Annotated in this window: 25 protein-coding genes and 1 tRNA gene; all 26 read right to left on the reverse strand. The window is 42.0% G+C overall.

Annotated features, from left to right (window positions below; genetic code table 11):
- Positions 1–195 precede the first annotated feature (195 nt).
- The 26 genes from RDN79_RS02220 to RDN79_RS02345 all read right to left on the reverse strand — a co-directional run bounded on the left by RDN79_RS02220 (position 196) and on the right by RDN79_RS02345 (position 21,975).
- On the reverse strand, positions 196–867 hold the full coding sequence (locus RDN79_RS02220) for a LamG domain-containing protein (RefSeq protein ID WP_298546612.1): 672 nt from the start codon (positions 865–867) through the stop codon (positions 196–198).
- The gene (locus tag RDN79_RS02225) at positions 864–1,565 is read right to left on the reverse strand and encodes a hypothetical protein (RefSeq protein ID WP_298546614.1); all 702 of its coding nucleotides are present in this window, start codon (positions 1,563–1,565) and stop codon (positions 864–866) included. The genes RDN79_RS02220 and RDN79_RS02225 overlap by 4 nt, the downstream gene beginning before the upstream one ends.
- A gap of 8 nt (positions 1,566–1,573) precedes the next feature.
- Positions 1,574–2,266 carry a glycine-rich domain-containing protein gene (locus tag RDN79_RS02230; RefSeq protein ID WP_298546616.1) on the reverse strand — a complete coding sequence of 231 codons (693 nt, stop codon included), beginning with the start codon at positions 2,264–2,266 and terminating at the stop codon, positions 1,574–1,576.
- 21 nt (positions 2,267–2,287) lie between these two features.
- Positions 2,288–3,265, reverse strand: a complete 978-nt coding sequence (locus RDN79_RS02235) for a hypothetical protein (RefSeq protein WP_298546618.1) — start codon at positions 3,263–3,265, stop codon at positions 2,288–2,290.
- A gap of 11 nt (positions 3,266–3,276) precedes the next feature.
- Positions 3,277–5,055 (reverse strand): hypothetical protein, encoded by a 1,779-nt coding sequence (locus RDN79_RS02240; protein ID WP_298546620.1) that lies wholly within the window; start codon positions 5,053–5,055, stop codon positions 3,277–3,279.
- A gap of 1 nt (position 5,056) precedes the next feature.
- Positions 5,057–5,980 carry a hypothetical protein gene (locus tag RDN79_RS02245; protein WP_298546622.1) on the reverse strand — a complete coding sequence of 308 codons (924 nt, stop codon included), beginning with the start codon at positions 5,978–5,980 and terminating at the stop codon, positions 5,057–5,059.
- The gene (locus RDN79_RS02250; RefSeq protein WP_298546623.1) at positions 5,977–6,384 is read right to left on the reverse strand and encodes a hypothetical protein; all 408 of its coding nucleotides are present in this window, start codon (positions 6,382–6,384) and stop codon (positions 5,977–5,979) included. Before RDN79_RS02250 ends, RDN79_RS02245 begins: the two co-directional genes overlap by 4 nt.
- Before the next feature lie 4 nt (positions 6,385–6,388).
- Complete coding sequence (locus tag RDN79_RS02255) at positions 6,389–10,405, reverse strand: tape measure protein (protein ID WP_298546625.1); 4,017 nt, start codon at positions 10,403–10,405, stop codon at positions 6,389–6,391.
- Between the two features lie 56 nt (positions 10,406–10,461).
- Positions 10,462–11,172: a hypothetical protein gene (locus RDN79_RS02260; RefSeq protein WP_298546627.1), complete on the reverse strand. Its 711-nt coding sequence runs from the start codon at positions 11,170–11,172 to the stop codon at positions 10,462–10,464.
- Positions 11,173–11,190: 18 nt separating this feature from the next.
- Positions 11,191–11,261: transfer RNA gene (locus tag RDN79_RS02265), tRNA-Gly, on the reverse strand.
- Positions 11,262–11,325: 64 nt separating this feature from the next.
- The gene (locus tag RDN79_RS02270; RefSeq protein WP_298546630.1) at positions 11,326–12,006 is read right to left on the reverse strand and encodes a hypothetical protein; all 681 of its coding nucleotides are present in this window, start codon (positions 12,004–12,006) and stop codon (positions 11,326–11,328) included.
- A gap of 5 nt (positions 12,007–12,011) precedes the next feature.
- The gene (locus RDN79_RS02275) at positions 12,012–12,410 is read right to left on the reverse strand and encodes a hypothetical protein (protein WP_298546632.1); all 399 of its coding nucleotides are present in this window, start codon (positions 12,408–12,410) and stop codon (positions 12,012–12,014) included.
- Positions 12,407–13,084, reverse strand: coding sequence for a hypothetical protein (locus RDN79_RS02280; protein ID WP_298546634.1), 678 nt, complete (start codon positions 13,082–13,084; stop codon positions 12,407–12,409). Before RDN79_RS02280 ends, RDN79_RS02275 begins: the two co-directional genes overlap by 4 nt.
- 34 nt (positions 13,085–13,118) lie before the next feature.
- Complete coding sequence (locus tag RDN79_RS02285) at positions 13,119–13,343, reverse strand: hypothetical protein (RefSeq protein WP_298546635.1); 225 nt, start codon at positions 13,341–13,343, stop codon at positions 13,119–13,121.
- A 57-nt stretch (positions 13,344–13,400) separates the two neighbouring features.
- The gene (locus RDN79_RS02290; protein WP_298546637.1) at positions 13,401–13,724 is read right to left on the reverse strand and encodes a hypothetical protein; all 324 of its coding nucleotides are present in this window, start codon (positions 13,722–13,724) and stop codon (positions 13,401–13,403) included.
- A 3-nt stretch (positions 13,725–13,727) separates the two neighbouring features.
- Positions 13,728–15,038 carry a major capsid protein gene (locus tag RDN79_RS02295; protein WP_298546640.1) on the reverse strand — a complete coding sequence of 437 codons (1,311 nt, stop codon included), beginning with the start codon at positions 15,036–15,038 and terminating at the stop codon, positions 13,728–13,730.
- A 17-nt stretch (positions 15,039–15,055) separates the two neighbouring features.
- A complete protein-coding gene (locus RDN79_RS02300) occupies positions 15,056–15,448 on the reverse strand; it encodes a hypothetical protein (protein ID WP_298546642.1) in 393 nt (130 codons plus the stop codon).
- A 20-nt stretch (positions 15,449–15,468) separates the two neighbouring features.
- Positions 15,469–16,164 (reverse strand): hypothetical protein, encoded by a 696-nt coding sequence (locus RDN79_RS02305; protein ID WP_298546644.1) that lies wholly within the window; start codon positions 16,162–16,164, stop codon positions 15,469–15,471.
- A 159-nt stretch (positions 16,165–16,323) separates the two neighbouring features.
- The gene (locus RDN79_RS02310; protein ID WP_298546646.1) at positions 16,324–16,755 is read right to left on the reverse strand and encodes a JAB domain-containing protein; all 432 of its coding nucleotides are present in this window, start codon (positions 16,753–16,755) and stop codon (positions 16,324–16,326) included.
- 60 nt (positions 16,756–16,815) lie between these two features.
- Positions 16,816–17,202 (reverse strand): hypothetical protein, encoded by a 387-nt coding sequence (locus RDN79_RS02315; RefSeq protein ID WP_298546648.1) that lies wholly within the window; start codon positions 17,200–17,202, stop codon positions 16,816–16,818.
- Positions 17,203–17,443: 241 nt separating this feature from the next.
- The gene (locus tag RDN79_RS02320) at positions 17,444–17,869 is read right to left on the reverse strand and encodes a GTP pyrophosphokinase (protein WP_298546650.1); all 426 of its coding nucleotides are present in this window, start codon (positions 17,867–17,869) and stop codon (positions 17,444–17,446) included.
- Positions 17,870–17,871: 2 nt separating this feature from the next.
- Positions 17,872–18,666 (reverse strand): ADP-ribosylglycohydrolase family protein, encoded by a 795-nt coding sequence (locus RDN79_RS02325; RefSeq protein ID WP_298546652.1) that lies wholly within the window; start codon positions 18,664–18,666, stop codon positions 17,872–17,874.
- Between the two features lie 59 nt (positions 18,667–18,725).
- A complete protein-coding gene (locus RDN79_RS02330; RefSeq protein WP_298546654.1) occupies positions 18,726–20,234 on the reverse strand; it encodes an ADP-ribosyltransferase in 1,509 nt (502 codons plus the stop codon).
- 173 nt (positions 20,235–20,407) lie between these two features.
- Positions 20,408–20,767, reverse strand: a complete 360-nt coding sequence (locus RDN79_RS02335) for a hypothetical protein (RefSeq protein WP_298546656.1) — start codon at positions 20,765–20,767, stop codon at positions 20,408–20,410.
- Between the two features lies 1 nt (position 20,768).
- Entirely contained in the window at positions 20,769–21,116 is a 348-nt protein-coding gene (locus tag RDN79_RS02340; RefSeq protein WP_298546658.1) for a hypothetical protein, read from the reverse strand.
- A gap of 265 nt (positions 21,117–21,381) precedes the next feature.
- A complete protein-coding gene (locus RDN79_RS02345) occupies positions 21,382–21,975 on the reverse strand; it encodes a DUF2829 domain-containing protein (protein ID WP_298546660.1) in 594 nt (197 codons plus the stop codon).
- Between the last annotated feature and the right edge of the window lie 15 nt (positions 21,976–21,990).

Genomic DNA, 21,990 nt, shown 5'->3' on the forward strand with positions numbered 1-21,990 from the left:
CTTATATCAGGAATAATCACTGTTGTTATACTATCGTTCCTCTCTACTATCGTACCTTCTTCGATCTTTGAGGTAGGCATGTAGTGAGGAATACTGATTGACTGCGCTGCCATGATGAGAGCGCAGGATGCGACTGCTAACAAGGTCAGCAGGTCGGATTGGGTTGATTTGATTGTTGTTGTCATATTGTTTTATTTACAAATCAAATGGTTTAATAGGTGGGGTGAAGTCTGATGTCCAACGGGCTATATTACTTACTCGAAATTCGCTAATAAGTGCATTTGACCAACTTGCGTTATCTACAATGAAATTTCCAATTGTCATTTTATTAATTGGACATGTTATATTAAAGTAACTAACCTTCGTTGCATTTAATATACCATTCAACCAGAGATAGAATGTTCCATTTTTTCGGGTCATAGCAAAATGAGTGTCTGTATTATTCGCACTTAGGGTCGTTGATTTAATTGCCTTATTAAACACTTCGGCTTCCGGTGTTGTCGAAGCAATCCACCAACTATTAGGGTTATCATCTTTATGCCTGGTAAGTATAAGAAAACCGTTGTCACTTCTATAATTGCTCCCAAAAATCGCTGGATAGTACGAATTATTACCTCGTACCTTTATCCAAAAATCTACCGTGAAGTCACTATTCCCAGGATAATAATTAGACAATCCTTCTAAAGAAACATAGCCACCATTATTCACATCGAGAGCCTTTCCATATTTTCCACCATCAGAAAAAGTAGCATTATGATTTGTACAATATTTACCGGTTACTTCATCTCTTAATGATCCATCAAAATGCAACAAAAGCATCGTATGCTCATCTGGTCTACTCTTACCATCCATCAAATTTCTTTTCATACGCCCAAATCCAAATTAAGTTCAAATGTGAGAAAATGCGGATAGTTCGCCTTTACGTCGATAGCCTCTATTTCTTCGACGGTAGTAGCTGCCAGAGTTGCGTTCTTATTTATTTGCATAAGATCGTATGTATCAGTTGCATATATTTCCAAGCGGGGAATCCTATCAATAGCCCATCCAATAGGCACTTCCACTTCCTGTGACGGTTCGTCAATAGTCCAGAACTTTCTTGTCGTATCGCCCCGTCCTTGAAATGCCGGTAGTGTCGTATTCAACATTGTAGTACGGAGGCTTCTATCCATCCATAGGGTGTAGTTCGCAACTTCCTCTGTCAACTGATCTCCGGCATCATTCATGAGAATATTACCGTTTTCATCACGTTGGTATCGGATAACAGATACGAAAAACTTTTCGCTAAACCTGTCTTGCGCTTCGATTTCAGCCAGCTTCGCTTGCCGGGCGATAACAAGTGCATCCGGTTCGGGCACAGGTTCAGGTTCCGGGGAAGAAGGGATTTCCATGTTCCAAACCTGCAACGGGGTTGCGTCCGGGTTCGCCTTGTGAAAGGCGATCTGATCGTCGTTAAGTAGCAGGAATGCGCCGTTGTCGTAATCCTCTAACGTTGTCCCTACATTGTAGGTGTCTCCTAATAGAACTTCGCTAAAATAGAAGCCGAGTTGTTTTTTAATGTATAGCATAATGTTTTTTATTTATATTTCATATAGCGAAGAATCACTATTCCGGAACCTCCTTTTGTGGGCAGACCTGTCGAGACGCCTTGTTTGTTACTCCGTCCTCCATTCCCGCCGTTCCCTGTATTTATTTCGCCGTCGATACTCTGATAGTTGTCATTCCCGCCATTTCCACCGTTTGAATATATTATGTCATTGAACGGGCACTTAGTGGTACTGCCTTGGCCTCTTCCGCCAAGTGCATCATAATAATTCGTTCCGTTTCCTCCATTTTTCCCCCCATTTCGATATGGACCACCACCGCCGGATCCGCCATCTCCGCCATATCCCATATTGGGATCAGTCCAATCTCCTTTGCGACACGTTCCACCCTTACCTCCGGCCGCGGAATAAGCGCCATTGATTATATAAGATGACTCCCCATCCATTCCTTTACCATACAATGTGTCGGATTGTATTCCTTGACCAATTTGTATATGTATTGTTTCGCCGGGTCGTACCGGTATTTTTTCGTATAATTCAGTGTAGCCACCGCCTCCTCCCGTTCCGGGATAATAGGTCCCTCCGCTTGATCCGCCTCCTCCCGCTCCGACCACAAATGCGTCGATTGATTTGCATCCGCCCGGAACGGTCCATTCGGTAGTGTTTTTTATCTCTTCGACGACTTCCACCAATTCCCTCTCTATTTTAATCAGACCTCTTTTCATCTGCAACTTCCTCCCGTTTGATTAATTCCCTTTACTCAACACCACATAAGTACCATGCACATACCTGACCGAAATAGATGCTATCTTGCCACCCACTATGGTTATGCTTTCTTCATCGCACTGCCAGCCGGAAGCATTCGGCAATGCTTGAGTGATGTCAACAGGGCCGTTATTCCATATGTCGATCATGCACTCCCAGCCCTCATAAGGAGTAGAAGCAAACGACAAGGCGCTGGCTGCTGATAGCGTTACCTTGATCGAATAGTTGGCTATCGAAAGGCCGGTCAACGTTGTAGCCACAGTGACATCCTTGAACCGCAAAGAGTCCGCTACTTTTGCCTGTTCCTCATTACTATAATTATTGTCGGTATGGACATAATCAGCGTCTTTGACCGTATGGTCGTCGTTCTGAAGCTGGGATAGCTTTGTCGGAATCGCCTGCCGGATGTTCGCTATACTTTGGTTCAAGCCGGCGATGATACCGGCCAACGTTTGTGAATCTTCTACATTTGCAAGAAATGCGATGATCTCGTTAAACGATTCGATCGCAACGGAGACATTGCCGGAGACAAGCCCATTTATTTGATTCTGCAAGGCGGTCAGCGCGTCGCGAATAGACGTGTCATCGTAACTCGCCCCGTCCCGGCCACGCAAATTCGGCGTATCAAAACTGCCGGAAGCATAAGTGAACGTCAGGACATAGGTAGTCGCGTTATTCGTCTTAACGGTTACCTGCACATCCGTCGGCACAGCTTTATGGGACGTCTTGGCATACTCATCCGTTGACGGATCATATATTTCCCAGAATCCATCCTCTGTGATTCGGGAGGGCTTGCCGTCTATCCCGTGATAAGACAGGTCTGCGTATTCCTTCACGCCGTCACCGATCTTGTATTTCCCAGTATCGGTTTCCAGCACCATTTCGCGCTCGCTGATAACAGGATTGGCCAATAACCAGTTTGCCTTTGCGTCGCCTCGTAATTGTATCTTTACTGCCATATTGCTATAATTTAATCGTTTGCATTACCGCCATCCATAACCAAAGAGCCGCCGTAGACGGTAAAAGCCGTTCCACCGTCCATGTTGCCGGCCGAGTTCACTTCCGACCAAGCCCCGTCCTTACGCCCGTAGGTCTTACCATCTTTGGGGGCTTCGGGAAAGTTATCAGGTACAACATATTCGACAAATGCACCTTCTGTACTATTATTGGTTGTGGGAACGAACAGATACATCTTTCCCGCAACCAGCCCTGTGCCCAATGCGGAAACGTTACCTGTTCCGGGATTACCTCTCGGAATAGTAAGATTCAACAAATATTTTTCCCGCCCCTCTTCCGTTTGTCCGTTTGGGATAACCTCCACTGAAACATTCGTACCCGGTAATCCGGTTGTTATTGTTCCAGTTTGGATGATCGGTGTGAATCCTTGTGGACCACGCCGAAGGACAAAGTTCAATTTATACAAGGGGTTACCGTCCGGATCCGTCCCGTTCTCCGAGAGAGTGACATTCATAGCATCACCTTCCGTCACCGTCCCGACCGTAAAGCCGGGTGTTTTGCCGGTGAACCCGATCGCGCCGGACATATCCACCAGGTACTCGAATGAAACTGCGCCGCGGACATACAGCTTGGCGTTGTCGGGTTTCTCGACATCATTTGTATTGATCAGGACGAACTTGCCTTCCGGGACATTGGCGAGGTCGGCATTCATTGCTGCAATAGACGCATAGGTGCGATACACGCTGAATCCTTCCGGACGGAGTATCGTATCTGTCTTTTTATATGCTCCTGTCACGTAATCCCATGTGTAGACATGATAATCTGATCCGATATATCCGGGATGGTCGGAGACGGATTTCGCGTTGGTGGTAGCCTCTATAGCTCCTTGCTTTGCCGTATTCGTGTCAAGGATGGCCTGTGCCGTATCTTTCTCACGTTTCTCCTCTTGCTTTTGGCGGACAAGCTCGGCATCCTTACGCGCTTGTTCGGCTATCTTGTCGGCTTCGGATTGCTCTATGCGCTTGGCTTCGTCATCCTTTCGTTTCTGTTCGGCAGCTTCAACGGCCAGATTGGTATCGTTGGCCTTTTTCGCGGCAGCAAGGGCTGATTCTGTTGCCGTGCCGGCATCCGTCTTGATTTGGCCAAACTCTTCCTTACGCTTTAACTCGTCATTCTGCCGTGCCTGCTCTTTTGCCTGCCACTGCGTATAGCTGTTCTCCCGGACTCCTTCCTGTTCTTCGACAGTCGCCTCCAACTGGCGAAGGTCTGTTTTAAGAGTATTTGCTTCTCCGGTGATTACATCCATTTCCTCACGAACCTCTTTTGCTGCATCGGTAGCCGGTTTCATAAGTTCGGCCTTATCAGTCTCTGTCAGATCAGAAAAATGCAGTTTCAATCGATCCACTTCTGCTGGCGTCAGATCGGAAAACTTCATTTTCAGTTCTTCACGGTCGAAAATATCCACGTATGCACTATCCGGCTCACTTTCGTACTTCATTTGAAGCGTACCGTTCAACTTTCGAAAGATAGGCTTTTCTCCTTTTGGCCCACGAATTTTCTCAATTTCCAACAGATTCTGCCAAGCACCATTAGCTCCTTGTTTCCAAAGGATGTATTTATCGTTTATCCCTAAAAACGCACTAAAGCCGGGATCGCCCTGTTTCCCTTTCATTGCAGAGGGCAAAGCACGCTTAGGCCTTCCACCCTGAATGATCAGGATCATATCATTATCGGTTATTGTTCCGGCTGCCGGAAGCAAATTAGCCCTGATTATTTCAAATTCTTCTGCCATATCAATTGAAAACTATTATTTTACCTTGCTCATCTGCCAGTAACCCCAAATCCGGATCTTTCAGCACACGGTAACGAACATCACCGCCGGCATCTATCCAACTCACTACAGGAGCGACAACAGAAATAGTGAACCTTACGCCAATCCGGTTCTCCCGCCAAATCTCCACTGAGAAAGAAGGGCAATCCGTATAGTACACCTGAATGATACCATCCAACGTCTTAATATATAATTCCTGATTTCCTACACCGGCTATCTGGCTAAAGAACGCCCGGTAGTTGTTCAAAAACTCCTCCACACTGCCGGCCAACATCCAAAGGGACAGTTTTATTTCCCGATGCTGGGTTTTGACCGTCGAAAGGTCTACCGTCCGGCCATCAGTGAACGGCGTCTTAACCGCCGGATATTTCAAGATGTCCTCCTGGTTGTCATCCGATCCTATACCGAAGTCTGCAAAGTCTATCCCATTGATCGCATACTGCCCGCGAAGCCCGATACCGCCGGCCGGAGTTGCCGGATAAATTGCGTGGTCGTCTTCCGTAAAGGACAGCTCGAATGATGACAGGTTCTCTCCGGCATTAAATGGGATGAACTTGTCATAGGAGATTCCGGCATTGAACCGCAAACGATTGGTCATGCCGGGAATAAGATCAAATTCCCGATAGCCTGGAGCGGACAGATCTGCAACAAACTTCCTATACCCGGACCAGAACTGTTCAAGCGTTTCTGCCTTCATGAGGAATTTCAACTTGACAGTTTTAGGTTCGAACTCCACAACCGACAGATCGGGATCGATCCCATCGACTTCCGCCCAGTTGTTATATTTGACCGCCTTACGTTTGGGGTATTTCAGAAGATCATCAAAAGAACCTTCCAATAACTTACATCCCCATTCGGTATATATGTCTTTTCCGTCTATTGTCATAATACACGTGCTGTATGGTCTTTATGAGTTATCGTTTTACCTCCCGCGTTCTTTACGAACACCACGGCATAGTTACTCGCATGGATCTCGGCTTCCGCCCCGTGCATCAGGATCACGTTGTAGCGGCCGATCGTATCAAAATGAAGGATTGCCTTGGAACCGGCCAGAAATACCTTTGCCGGATTCGTCAGTTCCACATCTGTCTCGATATAGATTCCCATGTTTTCAGCCTTTACACCTCGGAACTCCCGTAATTGTTCCATAGACGGGAAATTGTTCTTCGTGCAGAACTCCGTACCCTGCGGTGTCAGCAGAAGGCGCATAAGCTCTTCTTTACTTTCTGTGCCATGCAACAACCGACAGGCACCCAACCGGTTTGCTATTTCAAAAAACTCTTTGTCCATCATGTTACATTTTTACTTTTACGTTAATAGTACCTTCCAGGGCATCAACCGTGCCTCTAGTGTTTTCCGATATCTTACCGGCAACCTCTTTGATCTCTCTCGTATTCTCGGCGATCCGATCGGTATTCTTTTCCACTTTATCTGATAGTTCGCGGATGGCCTTCACATCTTCCCAGCCTTTGGACTGCATATCATAGATCAGCCTCATTTGTTCACGGATCGGTTGCATACCGCCACGGATATCTTCCAACAGGACACGGACGGCCCCGGTCTGACCGGCCAATAGGTCGATGCTTTCTTGGGAGGCTTTGGCATACGCGCCTTTCAGGGAATTTTCAGAAACTTCTTCTTTCTCCGGCTCTTCCACCTTATCTTTCATCAAGCTATCAGCCCAACCGAACTGCCTGTCAATCTCCTTTTGCAGTTCTTCCGCCATGTTATAGATATAATCCTGTTCCCAACCGGAAAGGACATTGTCAGCATAGAACTCCTTCAGCTTGTCACGGATCTTTTCCATTGCACCGGAAGATTCCGTTGCAGCCTTGATGGATTCTGTAACCATTTGGCGCATCATCTTTTTGACAGTATCCTTTGCCGATTCTGCCCGGTCTTCACCGGAAGCCCATGCTTCGGCTTGTGCGTTAGCGAAGTTGTCAATGGCGGATTTCAGGTCTTCACCGAAGATAGCGTCCACGGCCTTCTCCTTGTTGTCCGCTATGACGTCGTTGATTTCCTCGATTTGTTCCTGCCACTCCTTGATACGGCTGTCATCAGTTTTTTTCTTTTTCTGTTCCTCTCTGATCTGTTGCTGGATTAGAACTTTCTGTTGCTCCAGTAGCTTGTTGTTCTGCTCGATCATTTTGGAAGCATCCTTTGAATAGGCCTTCTCGATTGACTTTTCCAACTTACCGTAGGATTTATCCAATGTGTCGATCTGATCCTGCAGCCGCTGGATACGTTTCTCGTTCTTCTTGTCATGGATCTTGGCGATGGCACCAGCCAAAGAGGTAACTACGCCAATGGCAGCACCGGCAGACGCACCGATCGGTCCGAACATGGAACCGGCTTTAGCACCGTTCATTGCAGAACTTACAGTGTCCATAGCCACGCTGAAACCTTCAGCTATCCCACCGAATACACCACCGAACGAATCTCCGAACTTCGAAAACGTATCAGAAAGGAATTGCCCGGCCTGCATGATCTCATTCATGCCCTCCTCTATCTCAGCCAAACCTTCTTTTAACTTCCTGGCATCACTTTCTGAGGCAAATACTTTTTTCAGGCCATTTGATACTTTATTAAAAGAGGTTTCCATTTGGTCGGCTTCACGGCGGACGTTGGCTATTTCATCTTTGATGGCCTTCAACTGATCCGGTGACTTGCGAAGCACATCAAACTGTTCTTTGGTAATACCGAATGAATTATCAGATGAATATTCCCCTCTTTCAAGAAAAGACAAGAATTTTTCCGCTTCATCCGCAATGGCACGAATAGAGGAGATATTCTTTTTACTCATATCATCAAACAGCCGGGTGATGATGGAGGTGCTCTTTTGGGCTTCATTATCCACGTCTGCCAGTTCCTTCTTCATACCTTCTGCAAGGGAAAGCCGTTCTCCTTCCGTAGTAGCCTTTGCTATCTTCTCATTATAAAGTTCCGTGATAGCCTGACGCTTTTCCAAATATGAACCATATTCTTTCAGGTATTCGTTCATGGCGCGTTCTTCTGCTTCAATCTGCTCATGGGTAACATCAGATGTCGCATTTCCTAATTTGGCCCCGGCATTGACTTTTGCCATTCGAATCTCAACTACCTGTTCTTGTGTCAACTTTCCGCCTTGTGCCTCCTTCCATTCCTGTTCTTTAGCGAGTATGGCAGTTATTTCCTTATCGTAGTCAAGATTTATCTGGGCTATCTTCTTTTCTGAACCATCCTTCATTTGGTTGATCTCGGATTGCTGGTTCTGGAGACGGAGGTCGAGCAATTCTTTATAGATCGCCTTTTGCTTTTCGAGTTGTTTTTTCTGCTCATCCTCCATTTTTTTATCAGATGCTTTATCTTTCCCGGTAAGTGTAGACATGGCATCTTCGGCAGCCTTCAACTCTTTCGTTTTTTCTTCGATGGTATCTTGGACGGTCTTACCGGCTTCAGCGGTTGTCTTCCCTGATCGCAGATCGGATAGTTCTTGCTTGAGAGTAACTATTTTCTCGGTAACTGCTTTTATTTCTTCAGATATGGAAGATAACTCTTTTTGGGTTCCATTCTTCTTCCCTTCATCTTCACTATTACCGGATCCGTCTTCAATACCAAATTTCACACGTGCTTTCTTGTCTGCTTCCTCTGTAGCTTTCTGTGCTTCACGGATATTATTTATATAGCCATGTAAAGATTGAGCCCAAATGCCATACATATTACTAACGACATTATTCAAATGACTTGGTATTTCTTCACCGACCATCAAAGCATTCTTGATTTCAGTATAATGCTTTGCACCGAGTTCATCACCCCATTTCCCGACCAGCTTATCGTACATCTCGTTTAGATTGTCAGACATTACATCGTCAAGGGCTGTGCTTTGTTCCTGCTTGAATTTTTCATATTGTCGAGCATCGAATGACCGTTGGATGGATTTGGTCAAGTTTTGGTATGTCTCATCCAGCAGACCGACCTTGTCGATCTCGTCTTTCAGGTTCTTGTCATACTGCCCGTATTTTGAGACAATCACGTCTCTTATCCTATTATACTCTTTCGTCCCTTTCGTGGTAGCAGACAATTCGCCTTTCAGCTTTGCCAATTCACGTTGATCAGACAAGGCGGCCTTATTCGACTCCTTGATAGCGTCATTCAGTCGGTTATTGGCTTTTTCCATAGCCGTCTCAGCTGTGACTACCTTGTAAATAGCCAATGACATTCCAGCGATTGCGGCAGCTGCGATAATATACGGGTTGGCAACCAACGCAGCACCAGCAGCCTTTAACGATTTGACTAAACCCTGCTGGGCGATCGTCAATAATTTCGTTTTTGCGGCGGCTAAAGCTTGTGCGTCAGACAATTTATGTCCAGCAAGAGCCGCAAACTGTTGTTCCACGGCAGCTTGGGCTACAACAGCCGAATTAACCCTTTGCAATGCGGTAATGGTGATAAGAACAGCCTTATAAGCCCCATAAGTACCGACTAATTCCAATACGATCCTTCCTATTTCCTCATAGTTCTCAACCAAATAAGAAGCACCGGACAAGGCATCATTGATGAATCCTTCCGATGATTTACCAATGTTGTTATACATTGTATCGATAGCGTCCTCTATATTGGATATCTGCCCGGTAATGGTTTTTGATTGTGCTTCCATAAGCCCACCGAACTTTCCTCCATCATTGGTCATGGCTTCGATAGCTTTTTGTACCTCAGGGAAACCAACCTTACCAGCGGTGACAAGCTCGCCGACTTTATCTTTTGCAACCCCAAACTGCTTGGCCAGTTCATCTGCCAAAGGAATACCTCTGCCTTGAAACTGCCGCAAGTCTTGAGTAAACAGACGGCCTTGCGTCATAGTAGTTCCATAAAGCCAGACAAGGTCATTCAAGGGAATGGAAAGCCCGGCGGCGATGTCACCTAATCTTACAAGCGTGTCGTTTACATCTTCTGCGGCAGTACCGTAGGCGAGCAGCTGCTTGGCTCCATTGGCGACACCTTGAAGGTCAAACGGCGTTTTGGCTGCGGTATTAACAAGTTGAGACATCAAGGAACTTGCTTTCTCTTCACTGCCAAGCATAGTATTGAAAGCTACTTCCAATTGCTGGAACTCACCACGGACACGAACAACATTTGAAACTATTTCCTTCGCGGACAGAGCCACACCGAAACCAGCGGCAGCACTGGTCATTCTACCATACAGCTGTTCGATGCTCATACCGCTCTCCTCTATCTTCTTTGAGGTTGTAGCGACTCCATTACGTGCCTCTTCAAGCTTGCGTAGGAGATTGGAGTTATCACCGGTTATGTCGAAATGTAATCCAGCCATAGTATTTTCGTTATAGTGTTGTAGCGTACAGCCTCATACGCTTTTTAAATGGCTATTTAATCATTCAAAAGTTCTCTTATAATCTCTTTGTTTTTCGGATCATCAGCATTGATGTAATTCTTATTGTCGAATATATGCAGCCGCCTCATCTCTTCTTTACTCAAAGAGATGGATTCTATCTTATCAGCCAACAGCATTTTCAAATTAGAATAACTAATACCCCATAACACATAATCTTTACTCCATCCATAGCGTTCACATACAGGGTCTATCAACAGTCCATACTCGCTATGTCCGCCCAATGAAATAAACCCGCTATTATTTCTAAGTTCAGATATTTTATTCTTCAAATCAATATCTTTGTCAATACCTAAATGATGGATATAAGATTCTATGCTGCCAAATGAAAGAATCACGATAAATAATGTAGCAAGCTCTTCACTATCAAGCCATTCATTAAACAGAGAAGCCCTATTATCAATCTTGAGGTTATCAAGAATATCGTCCTTCGAGCAATATGTACTATAAGCTAATATCCGGCAAACAATATCCCGTTTCGACTCACATAACCTTAATGCTTCCATATATGGGTTAGCAGAAATTATCTCATCGTTTATACCCAATTCTTTGAAAAGCCTTAAAAGAAGATATGTTTTGCCTAATGTCGGATGATATATGTAGAAATGCCGATCACCAACATGAAAGCCATATGGTCTTTCAATGATGGTGTCAACGATATCCATTTCTAATAAATCCATGTCTTCCATGACGAATAATTTAATTAGAGCGGAATAATGGATTCAAACCATTGATTCATACTTGGTAAGTATGCGTGCTATCACTACACTAATCCCGCATAAGGCTGGTTTATCCCCCTACCAGCAAAGGGCGTCTAATTCCGCTTGTCATTTTTATACCCATTAAGCAGGGGCGGTGTACAAAGCTGCCACTTCAACAATCTCGCCTTCTTTGACAGTGGCAGAGGTTTGCGTTGGCTTGGTCTTACCAGTTACATCCTTGTACTGAATGGTTGCACTTCCCTTAGTTGAGAAAATTTGCACTCCGCTTTTGTGCCAATCGGTTTCAGTGGATAGCTTCCACATGCCAGCACCACCATCACCAGAGATGACTACTTTAAGGCTGCCAGCACCACTAAAATTTACAACTTCATGTTTTACCTGATTTCCAGTATTTGGCTTCAAGACATCAAAGGTGTATTTCCACTTCTTACCGTTTTCGGTATCGAATGTTTCTTCCTCAGACATCGTGGAGCGGTCGATGACGATGCCTTCAACCGTAGGATCTTCGGGCTGAAGCTTAACGGCATATTCTCCTGCAATAACACCATCAACATCTTCAACCGGCTTTGTGCGTCCTTTACCAGCACGAATTTCAAATTCAAAGACGTATGTATTGGCAGCATACTTAACTGCCTCATTCTCTCCTCCTTCAATCTTGGCTTCTCTTTTTGTGCCTTTTGTAGGTGTCAACTTTGTAGAGTTCTCTACCGGAGTAGGAATATCAATCCAAGTTGTAGGAGCTTCACCATTCGCTCCTAACTTACCAATCTTAATAGTGGGCTTTCCCCATGATAGTTCCATAATCTTTATTCATTTACTTGTTTATACAATAACTTATTATTGATGAAGTGTTCGTTTTTACCGTTCACTTCAAATACCCTTTGTTTATCCAACGTGAAACGGTAACTTTTTCCACGCCCTACTTTGAGAAGGTTATAGGCAATCTTACATAACTCACGCAAGCGGATTGATTTCTCTTCTGCCTGTCCATCGCGCATATCATCCGGGACATAGATATTCACATTCACAAAAGCTTTCTGCATTTGACCTGCTTCATTATCGAGAATCGAAATAACGATGTCTTCCAAATCGGAGTTGGCGGGGCGTCTTGTTTTCTTCAGCTTCCCGGTAACAGCCTTTTCAAGAGCAGATCCTTTGATGAATTTGTAAATATCATCCTTGATTTCAATGTCTGACTTCATCATATTGATAATCCCCACAAGTTGAGTTCGTCACTACTGATTTGCACTTTAAGCTTTTTCATCATGTTGGGAAGTTCTTTCCTTGCAAACAATTCAGCAGAAGCGAGCACATTCTTGTTTTCCATAGCTTCTACAAGTTCGGCATAGTTCATTCCAGCAACCACAATAAGTGCATAACCACTCTTATATTGTTTAGCGAGTTCCGTAGCAAGTTCTTTGCCTTCCTTTATTCCATCAGTACCTTGTTTCACTTGGTTAAACTCTGAATACTTGATGATTTTACCATTATGAACGATTACATAGCCAATGGAGCTACGCAAGTTGCCTGATTGGTCAAACCAACTTGCTTCTTGCGGTCTGTCCTTTGCCTCAATAACGCACATCTCCCCAAGATAAGAAAGCGCACGTATGGTAAGCATATTGGCACGTTCAGTTTCTGCTTTGATAGCAGCATTGATTTCGCTCATCGGCGTAGTCATTCTTATACCCATAATTTTCTTCCATTTGAAACCATGAAGTGTATTGCCATGCCTGCTAAAATAACTTGAAAGTGAATTTTTGGGAAATCCAAGAGACCGTTCAGCCAAAGCCATACTTTCATAATCGTTAATCAATTTTCCTTCTTTAGAAAATTGACGTACTTTTATTCTTTTAGAATTAGACTTATTTATACCCATAATTTACAGTATGTTTGATACCTACTAAATCCTTTCACTTTATATTCACGCTCAATACCTCCAAGAAGAAATAGTTTAACTTTGTCATCAATAGCGAACTCTCTGCAATCTGCATTAAGACGAACAATGGCTGAATACGTTCTGACAACACCATCTTCAAACTCTCTTTCCTCTGCTTTTCCATTGGGTACATGGCGGCACGGAATATCACCTTCGTAATGACTTTCGCCTTCGTGGTAATCTCCATTATCGTCTTCATATCCGGGAGTAGTCACAAGGTATTGAAGTTTGTGAGGTCTATCGTCAAGTATCATAATTATCCTCCTACGTAAACAGTTGGCTCACCAAAGCATTTATCAAATTCTCCAATAGAGCGATAGATTGAATTAGCAAGGTTTCTTGCTTCCTCAACCTTCTTATCGGACAAACTCATAGAAACATCTCCTTCTGTATAGTTTTGAGCTTGAACAAGACTTCGCAGACAATCAGCTACAGCACCTTTAAAAGGCTTGCTTTTAAAGATTTCAATGGTGCATTCATCATTACCATTAAGCTCTCTTTCAAGAAGGCGATTCTCAAAGAAGCCACTACTCAATTTGTAGTGGACTTCATCTTTCAGTGCTTGTAGGATTGTCTTCATAGGTTACGCAGTTGCTTTATGGGGCTCAACAGCGGCTTTCAATGCAGCCTCCTGCTCATCATTCAAAGCATTGACTTTTTCTATCAGCTTGGCATCACTGATGTTGGCAGCAACACGGTCACCTGTGATAGTTTTCAAAGCAGCAATGAACTCAGGCTTCTTGTAAGTAGTTCCCCAGACAGTAATTTTCACATCGGTAGTATCTTTTTCTTCCTCTGTGGTATTTACTTCCTGCGCTTCTGAAATATCGAGAACATAGATTTGGTCTACATCTTCAATAATTGGAGCGACAAATGCCTGGCCTGCGGTGATTTCACGTAATGGATTGACAAGCGAATACTTGGAAATCAGTTTGAAAGTATCTACAAGATTGTACAATACGTTTTTAACAGGATTGGTCTGCTCGGCAAGACGACCATATACCAATGTACCAACAACGTCATTACAAATGAAAATAAGACGATTGGCGTTCCAAGGTTTCTTAGGATTCTTTTTCCCGTTTTCTTCGATAATAACAGAGCGGTCAATGATTTTAAAGGTAATTCCATTATTATCATCTGCAAATGCCTCGTTAAACTTAGTACCTGAGGGAACAGGAAGGACGGTATCTTTAGTGAACGCCTGTCCGTTGTAGTTAGCGACAAGTTCTTTAGCTTCTTGAGTTTGGCGCAGCTTGTCATAAGTGGATTTTGCTATACAGATTTCGGTGATAGTATTACCATCGTCATCTGCTTTTTTAATAACACGTTTGATGTCCGATAATGAAATCTCGTCTTTCACGGTTGCGCCAAAAGTGTTTTCTTTGAAGTAGTTGAAGTTAAGTCTCATCAATGCGTTAGGATTATCTTCATCCTTGATAGCTACATATCCATTTGAAAGAGCAAACAAGAAGTTGTACTCGTTTCTTTCGTCAATACCAACAGAACAAGCTACGGCGTCATTAGCAAGTTTGCCTGCAATGGTTTTTGCATTACCACCTTGTGCTTCCATAACATTGATATTGTTAATGTCGGATTCCTTAAGAATCTTAGACATACCAATTTTTGGAAGTTTACCGTTGGCAGATGCAATGCTGTCACGTGTCTTGATAGGCAATTCGGAATCTACTGCCACAAAGTCAGCAGCTACATAGGTAGTGTTTACGCTTGTGCTTTCCCATTTGTTATCTGGAGAATACTCGGTGCGCAACATAGCTCCCTCTCCTTTGTGGAGATAGGTAAGTTTCTTATTTCTCTTACCATTTACCTTCTCAATCAAACGTTGAAGTTTCGGGAAAAACTTAGCAACGTATCTCTGGAATAATGATTCATTCATAAATTAGTCCTCCTTTCTTAGTCATGTTTGAATACCAAAGTGGGGATGGCTGTTTTCAAAGCAGCTTTCAAAACATCGTCAATCGGATAAGGACTTGCAATGTCGTTAACCTCTCCACTATACATAATGCCTACAAACGGCTCATCCTTAGACTTGGTAGATGTTGCTACACCTACATATTCACAATTAGCCGGAAGGCTAACATACTTACCTTCACTTATGCCAAGAGGCTTTTCTACTTCTTTATCATTATCGCGGATAATGATATGCCCACAACGAATAAACTCTTCTGTGAAATCAGACACATCGAGTACTCTTCCACCTTGATACCCTGCAATATACCTGCGGATAACAATAGGATCATTTCCGAATCCAAAAGATTCAATGGTACCTACATCTACTACACCCATTTTTAATTTGATTTTAATTGTTACAAAATATCAGCCATAGCATCAATCTCGTTGTCGCTGAATGGCTCATCTTCTTTCGGCTTACCTCCTCCGGCGGCTGGCGGTGTTCCCATTGTGGAAAGTCCGGCATCTGCGCGTTCTTGGTTGTAAGTTTTTAAATCCTCTTCAACTTCGGAAAGAAATTCTTCAAACTCATCGTCATTTTCAAAGCTCATTTTTGAGAAGCTTTTCAATGTGCGAGTTCCGAATGTGCCTGAATCTTTCAATACTGCTTCAAGTTTTGCCTTGCGAGTGGTGGTCGTTTTTTCTCCTTCAATAGCAGCAAAACGAGCATCTTGTTGTTCGCGGTACGCTTTAAACCATGCAGGCTCCTCGTCGCTCTTTCCTTTGTCTTTTGGATTTTTCTTGTTTGAACCCGGCTGGCGATTGGTAGTATTCGATGGTTCATCGTCGTCACCGACTTCATCGTCATCGTCATTCTTTTTGCGATTCTCTTCAATTACTCGATTGGCAAAAGACTGGCCGACTTGTAGGTAAGGGAGAACTGCATCAATCTGAGTATCAATTTCTGCATTTACATCCTCATCGGAGGCATCATCTGCGGAGGTTAGATTGTCGGCAATACGAGCAGCGACACTCATCAGCTCCTTTTTATTGAACCCGAACGCCTTCATTTTCGGTTTCAATTTCAACAAAACTTGTTGTTTTCTGTCCATTACTAAATGAATTTTAAGTTGTTAAAAAAGAAATAGTCTGCGTAGCAACGTATGCCAGCAGACTATTCCGTAGAACTTAAAAACATTCTGAGCAATGAGTTTTTACGACAAGTTCCGTGGCGTACATCTTCATACGCTTTGGATGCAAATATACTAATTTTATTTGAAAAACAAATAAATTGAAATATATTTTATCTCATTATCAAAACTATAATAAACCTTCATCGCAAAAAGAGAAAGAGCTTTCTTTAGTTTGTCAGTGATTTTCCTATCCTCTATGGATGGTTTCACATTTCCTGACGGATGATTGTGAATAAAAAACACGCCTTCGCAGAGGCTTTCTATTGCATATTTTGCTACTATTTTCACATCAACAAATGCGCCAGCAACTCCACCTTGAGATATTTTTGCGTAACCAAGAACACTATTTGCTCTATTTGTCAGTATAATAAATGAGCTTTCATATATAAGTAAATCATCGAAGTAAAACTGTTTGGCGTAATCATAAACATCGCTTGAAGACATTATTTTCTTTTGCTCGAACTCGCATTTATTTGCGGATAGCTTATATTCGACTGCTTTCTTTACCATTGCTCTATATATTGTAGCAGGGCTTTCGCCCAGCTGGTTAAACTTATATTACTGGATGTATTATCTTTTTTCATAAATTCCAAAAGTATCAAGACCGAAGGTTTCTGCAATATATATTGATTTATCATCAAAACTCATTCCGCGATACCAACGTTGCAACTCACATGCAGAAACGCAAAGTATATCGGCTACATAACAACTCATTTCCCAGAACGAACATTGGCCGTATGCTCCTATCTCTTTAAGATACTTTTTAGCAAAGTATTTGAGTGCTTTCTTGAGCATAGAAGTTTTATCTCTTATATCATAATGGTCTGTGCGTAGATAATATCTAAGACTATTATCAACACCATTTTTGTTAATGTCGTCAAAAGTATCTTTTGCCCACCACATTTCTTTTTCTGTTAACTTCATTGCTTTTATGTCTTTGCTATATACCCGTTTCATTGCTATATCTCCTATTTTTAAGTTATACTTTGTTTTTCTTTTATATAGCTAATGTACTGATTATTAGTAAAATATACAATTTATATATCTGATTAACAATGAGCTAAACAAGGTTTAACAGGTAAAAAAGCAACTAATTTGAAAATAAGAATTTTATAAGGGCAGTAATTTAAAACACGCACGACACGAAAGTAATCTTATACTCCGTGCCGTGAAACTGAATGTAATTGTACATCAGCGGTTACTCTTTTAGGTATTTGTACGCTTTTAGATACTTATTTAATCTGTGAACATCTTTTTCTGTAAGTTCGTTTAAGCGTGTTATATCAATGTTGTCCTCTAAATCATGAAGCTTAACCTGCCTACCTATAGGATTAAGACGGGAACGCTTAATGAAATCTTCATAGCTTTCATCCTCATTGCGAGTGACCGAAAGTATGGCATCTACTATGTTGCGAGGAAATCCTTCTGATAACAAATAATCTGAGGTAACGTAAGTATCTTCTATCGTATCATGTAATAATGCTACAATACGCTCGTCATTGGTGAAGCATCTATTTGATACACGTATAGGGTGGAAAATATAAGGTGCTCCAGCTTTATCTGTTTGCCCTTCATGAGCTTTGGTAGCGATTTGCAACGCTTTTGTTAATAACTCATTATTCATAACTAAGATGTTTCTATTACTCGGTTTAAAAATTTTGTCCTCAATGCCTTTTTGAGAACGCGCTTCATCTCTTTATCGAGATATGTATATGCTTTATCAAAAATATTATCTGGGACCCCATAGAGTGCCTCTGCCAATCCTCCGGCAATACAAGCAATGGTGTCGCTATCTCCACCTATTGACACTGCATTTCGGATGGCATCTTCAAATCCATTACTTTCAAGAAAGCAGATTATCGCTTGTGGTACGGTAACTTGGCAACTTTCATCAAACTTATTGCATGAACGAATGAAAGCAATAGTTTGTGATAAATCATATCCAAATGTAGATTCCAACCATTTTTTCACATCATCTTTAGTATTTCCGGTGCGTAATAGGAATATTGAACCAGCAATGGCTTGTGCCCCTTTGATGCCATCAATATGGTTATGAGTAACTTTTGCACTTTTTTCTGCCTCTTCAAGAACTTTGTCCAGCGAATTATAGTAGAATCCTATTTGGCTAACACGCATAGCAGAGCCATTACCATAGCTGTTATATGGTTGTGGGTTATTGTTTCTCCACCACCTTTCAAATGATACGCCATAAGAACCCTTCGGATTTGGATATTTCCTACACCATTCAAGAAGTGCGTCCTTATAATCTATCTTTCGGTATATAGCATCAGCGATTGCGATTGTACAAATGGTATCATCTGTAAAGCTGCAATCTTTCGTAAACAATTCAAAATCTTTAATTTTGATATTATCAAACTCAAAACGTGAGCCTACAATATCACCTATTATTGCTCCAATCATAGCGGTATTATTTATGTATAAAGGTAAGAAAAATATTTGATTTAGCGAAATATGGAATCTTATATTTCTTCCATGTAGATATACAGATTGCCGAATATTTTTTTATCAACAACCTTAACTTTCGTAATCTTAAACTTAGATGATTTGTCGAATAGTATCTCTTTTTCTTCCTGCATATCAGATATAGATGAAATATCTACGCCATTCTTTCCTTTGATTTCAAAGATGATTTTGTACTCTGTTCCATCGGCAAAATCTTCTGCTACGAGCTTATTTGCAGATGTTGACATAAATCCATTCTCTATGTAGTCATTACCTTTCTTTAAAGTTTTCAACTTGTCAAACATTATTCTATCAGCAGTAATGCCACGATAGCTTGTACCAATATACTTGTCAGAGAGATTGATGTATTTACTAATACCGTCAATAACAGAAAGCGTGTCATTATCAAGTTGCTTTCTTTGACCTCTTAAATATTGGTTAATTCTTGGATAGTATGAACCTGTGTATTTGGAAATAGCTTCAATATATTCGCTTTTATCTTCTTTTAGGTAAGATTGGTTATCTTTCAAGAAGTACGGAAGGGTACCTCGTTTCTTTGCATCTTCAATTCGTTGCTGATTATCAAGAACCCACTTCTTGAAATTGTCCGGCACATCCTTTATCTCATTAACGCTTTCAGTAGTCGCCTCGCTACGTCCATCCCACGCCCAAAATTCATCCTCTGTTTTGAGGATAGGAATTTTATAGCACAAATCATTTGGATGCCAACCAGTCCAAACAAAATCTTTTGGATATTTTCCTGCAAGGTCATCACAAACATCATGAGCCGGGTGTCTTCCGCTAAGTTTAATTTCATAGCCTACAACGAAATCCATCTGCTTCCAACGTTCGTTTTCTGCACTTTGATAAGCCATACTTATTTCAGACCGTGCCAACCGAATAGAACGGTATTCGCAATCTTTCAAATGCTCGGCACTTCCGTACTTCTCTTTGTAGTCCTTTTGTAACGATGGAAAATCGAGCAGATATTTAGAGATTTGCTTGCTCAACGTAACAGCACTGGTGCCTTTCTGAATAGCGCAAGAGATAGCAGCTTCCAGTTCTTCCTTGTAAATAGTAGATTGTTGCCAAAGTTTGGCAGACACATTGAACCCCTTGTCTTTGCGGTTCTGAAACGCTTTCAGTGCATCGGAGTTTGTTTGATAGAAAACCTTGTACTTCTGCTTATCCACAGTAGCAGTATAGGCTTTCAAAACCTTATCAGCCATCAAATCCTGCACCTCATTACTATTCTTCCATTCATCAGAAGTACCATGATAGATAACAGTATGAATGTCATTTACAAATTGCGATTGGATATCCGCTATCTGTTTCTTTGTTTGAGGATAATCAGACCATTGAAACGGTTTATTGCTGTCTGCGGAATAATCGGTACGTGAAACGATTTTGGCAGCCTCCAAATTAAGAGCGTCGTATATCTGCTCAACAAGGGAGACATATCTATTTAGCCGGTTGTTGAGTTCTTGGTACTTCTTCTTTTGATTTGGAATCTTAGGCTTTGCCATGAGCTATTTCTTCTCAAACTTATCACATATATCACGATTCAAAAACTTACTCCATTGAGAAAACTTACAACGGCACATGAACAAATCACCTTTCCAATCTTTCTCATGCCAATCATACGAATGCTTGCAATCTCGGCAATGGTACTTGGATTGAGGAATAACTTTATTTGCCATTATTCTTCAATTCTATCAGGTGCAGGCATTTCCAGTAACCGGATAGCCTTAATGGTTTCTTTTCCTTCTAATATAGCTTTGCATAAGCGATGGTAGCCATCGGCAATTTGCCCAACTTCATCCAATATGATAGGATAATCGAGAGAACAGTCACGCACACGTTTACATTGAAAGATAAAGCTGTGAAGTTGATTGCATTCAAACGGTTCAGTAGTTAAATCTATATTCCACAATGGCATATCAAGCACAGGGTATTCCTTTGCCTTAGCGAAATCGTAGAGCGTTTGGGCATTCCAAATCTTATCACCTCTACGATATTCACTCTCATTAAAGCTCATGTCATCTATTGGAACTTTCATGCTATTCTTTCTTAATGTAAACTTTGATTTCACCAGTCACATGAAGTTCATCTCCAACTTTCTCAACGGAATACTCAATCAGCCCTCTTTGGTTGATAGAGTTGATAATGGATTGACGCACTTCTCCCTTAACCTCCTTGATGAGCATTTCGTCAGCCTTACGATTAGACCAACCTTCATCATGTTTCATTTTCTTACGGTAGTCCTTGATTTCTTTCTTTGTACGACCAAGGCAGATACCTAACTTCTTTGCTTCATAGTTATCAATTAGCTCAATGCTGCTTGCCCGGTCATGCGGATTTAGTTTTTCAGCTAATCTTATAAGCCAGTTTGATATTCTTGTTTTCATGATGATTACCTTTTGAGTTTCTTGTTGTACGATTTATAAGGAAAACGCTGGTTGAGTTTCTTTTGCAACTCATCATTAATGCTTTCCTCCAAATCTAATTTAGCTTGGAGTACGCGAAGCTGTGAGGATAACTGCAATATTGATTTTGACTGCATAACATTCTCTTTAGATAGCTCAACATTGGCAATAGCCAACTTACTGCATTCTGTTGTAAGTCGGCTAAGCTCTTTTTTCTTTATGAAAGTGATTCCAAATATCATGCTACCTATTGTACAATTTCCCAATCTTCGGCAAACACATCACTGATAGACGGAACCCAGGAATCGGCACGTCCGGTATTCTCGTTATAGATAAGACACTGGCTTGTATAATCTACAAAGCCTTTGCTTCCCAAAATAAGGTCTTTCGCCGATTGAGGAAGAGATTGCATTTTAGGAATAATGTCACTTTCAATATGAGCTGGAACTTGCTTGATTACAAACATCCCTTTGCCGTTCCATCCTTTTCTGCGAATAGCTCCACCTTGCTTCAAAACTTCAATTGCATCACCGAAGTCCATAGAAGCGGATGAATCAGCTTGTTCATACGTTTTCTCGAAGATGTCCGGTTTGCATGGATAGAACTCGCCATTTACTCCTTTGATGATGTAGTCACCATAGCTTGCGAGCATTTTCCCTTCAAGCGTTTCAATATACACACCAAGATAAGGCTCATTAGTGTTACCATGCTCGTCCACACCGAAGTTTGGATTATGCTTCGGCACCGGGGTTCCTCCCATAAAATCGCACACAGCATCAAAATTGTCAACCTTGAGCTGAATAGCTTCGATTACTACTGGTTTCTTTCTATACTTTTCCATTATTACAATTTATTA

Origin of the sequence: uncultured Parabacteroides sp., assembly GCF_902493135.1 — a bacterium.
Classification (GTDB): Bacteria; Bacteroidota; Bacteroidia; order Bacteroidales; family Tannerellaceae; genus Parabacteroides.

Coding starts and splice junctions, on each gene's coding strand:
- RDN79_RS02260 (WP_298546627.1), bottom strand. CDS start 11,172: ATGGAAGACATGGATTTATTAGAAATGGATATCGTTGACACCATCATT.
- RDN79_RS02295 (WP_298546640.1), bottom strand. CDS start 15,038: ATGAATGAATCATTATTCCAGAGATACGTTGCTAAGTTTTTCCCGAAA.
- RDN79_RS02275 (WP_298546632.1), bottom strand. CDS start 12,410: ATGATGAAGTCAGACATTGAAATCAAGGATGATATTTACAAATTCATC.
- RDN79_RS02300 (WP_298546642.1), bottom strand. CDS start 15,448: ATGGGTGTAGTAGATGTAGGTACCATTGAATCTTTTGGATTCGGAAAT.
- RDN79_RS02320 (WP_298546650.1), bottom strand. CDS start 17,869: ATGAATAATGAGTTATTAACAAAAGCGTTGCAAATCGCTACCAAAGCT.
- RDN79_RS02305 (WP_298546644.1), bottom strand. CDS start 16,164: ATGGACAGAAAACAACAAGTTTTGTTGAAATTGAAACCGAAAATGAAG.
- RDN79_RS02245 (WP_298546622.1), bottom strand. CDS start 5,980: ATGACAATAGACGGAAAAGACATATATACCGAATGGGGATGTAAGTTA.
- RDN79_RS02255 (WP_298546625.1), bottom strand. CDS start 10,405: ATGGCTGGATTACATTTCGACATAACCGGTGATAACTCCAATCTCCTA.
- RDN79_RS02240 (WP_298546620.1), bottom strand. CDS start 5,055: ATGGCAGAAGAATTTGAAATAATCAGGGCTAATTTGCTTCCGGCAGCC.
- RDN79_RS02250 (WP_298546623.1), bottom strand. CDS start 6,384: ATGGACAAAGAGTTTTTTGAAATAGCAAACCGGTTGGGTGCCTGTCGG.
- RDN79_RS02280 (WP_298546634.1), bottom strand. CDS start 13,084: ATGGGTATAAATAAGTCTAATTCTAAAAGAATAAAAGTACGTCAATTT.
- RDN79_RS02315 (WP_298546648.1), bottom strand. CDS start 17,202: ATGAAACGGGTATATAGCAAAGACATAAAAGCAATGAAGTTAACAGAA.
- RDN79_RS02220 (WP_298546612.1), bottom strand. CDS start 867: ATGAAAAGAAATTTGATGGATGGTAAGAGTAGACCAGATGAGCATACG.
- RDN79_RS02290 (WP_298546637.1), bottom strand. CDS start 13,724: ATGAAGACAATCCTACAAGCACTGAAAGATGAAGTCCACTACAAATTG.
- RDN79_RS02310 (WP_298546646.1), bottom strand. CDS start 16,755: ATGGTAAAGAAAGCAGTCGAATATAAGCTATCCGCAAATAAATGCGAG.
- RDN79_RS02325 (WP_298546652.1), bottom strand. CDS start 18,666: ATGATTGGAGCAATAATAGGTGATATTGTAGGCTCACGTTTTGAGTTT.
- RDN79_RS02345 (WP_298546660.1), bottom strand. CDS start 21,975: ATGGAAAAGTATAGAAAGAAACCAGTAGTAATCGAAGCTATTCAGCTC.
- RDN79_RS02330 (WP_298546654.1), bottom strand. CDS start 20,234: ATGGCAAAGCCTAAGATTCCAAATCAAAAGAAGAAGTACCAAGAACTC.
- RDN79_RS02230 (WP_298546616.1), bottom strand. CDS start 2,266: ATGAAAAGAGGTCTGATTAAAATAGAGAGGGAATTGGTGGAAGTCGTC.
- RDN79_RS02225 (WP_298546614.1), bottom strand. CDS start 1,565: ATGCTATACATTAAAAAACAACTCGGCTTCTATTTTAGCGAAGTTCTA.
- RDN79_RS02340 (WP_298546658.1), bottom strand. CDS start 21,116: ATGAAAACAAGAATATCAAACTGGCTTATAAGATTAGCTGAAAAACTA.
- RDN79_RS02270 (WP_298546630.1), bottom strand. CDS start 12,006: ATGGAACTATCATGGGGAAAGCCCACTATTAAGATTGGTAAGTTAGGA.
- RDN79_RS02235 (WP_298546618.1), bottom strand. CDS start 3,265: ATGGCAGTAAAGATACAATTACGAGGCGACGCAAAGGCAAACTGGTTA.
- RDN79_RS02335 (WP_298546656.1), bottom strand. CDS start 20,767: ATGAAAGTTCCAATAGATGACATGAGCTTTAATGAGAGTGAATATCGT.
- RDN79_RS02285 (WP_298546635.1), bottom strand. CDS start 13,343: ATGAAGACGATAATGGAGATTACCACGAAGGCGAAAGTCATTACGAAG.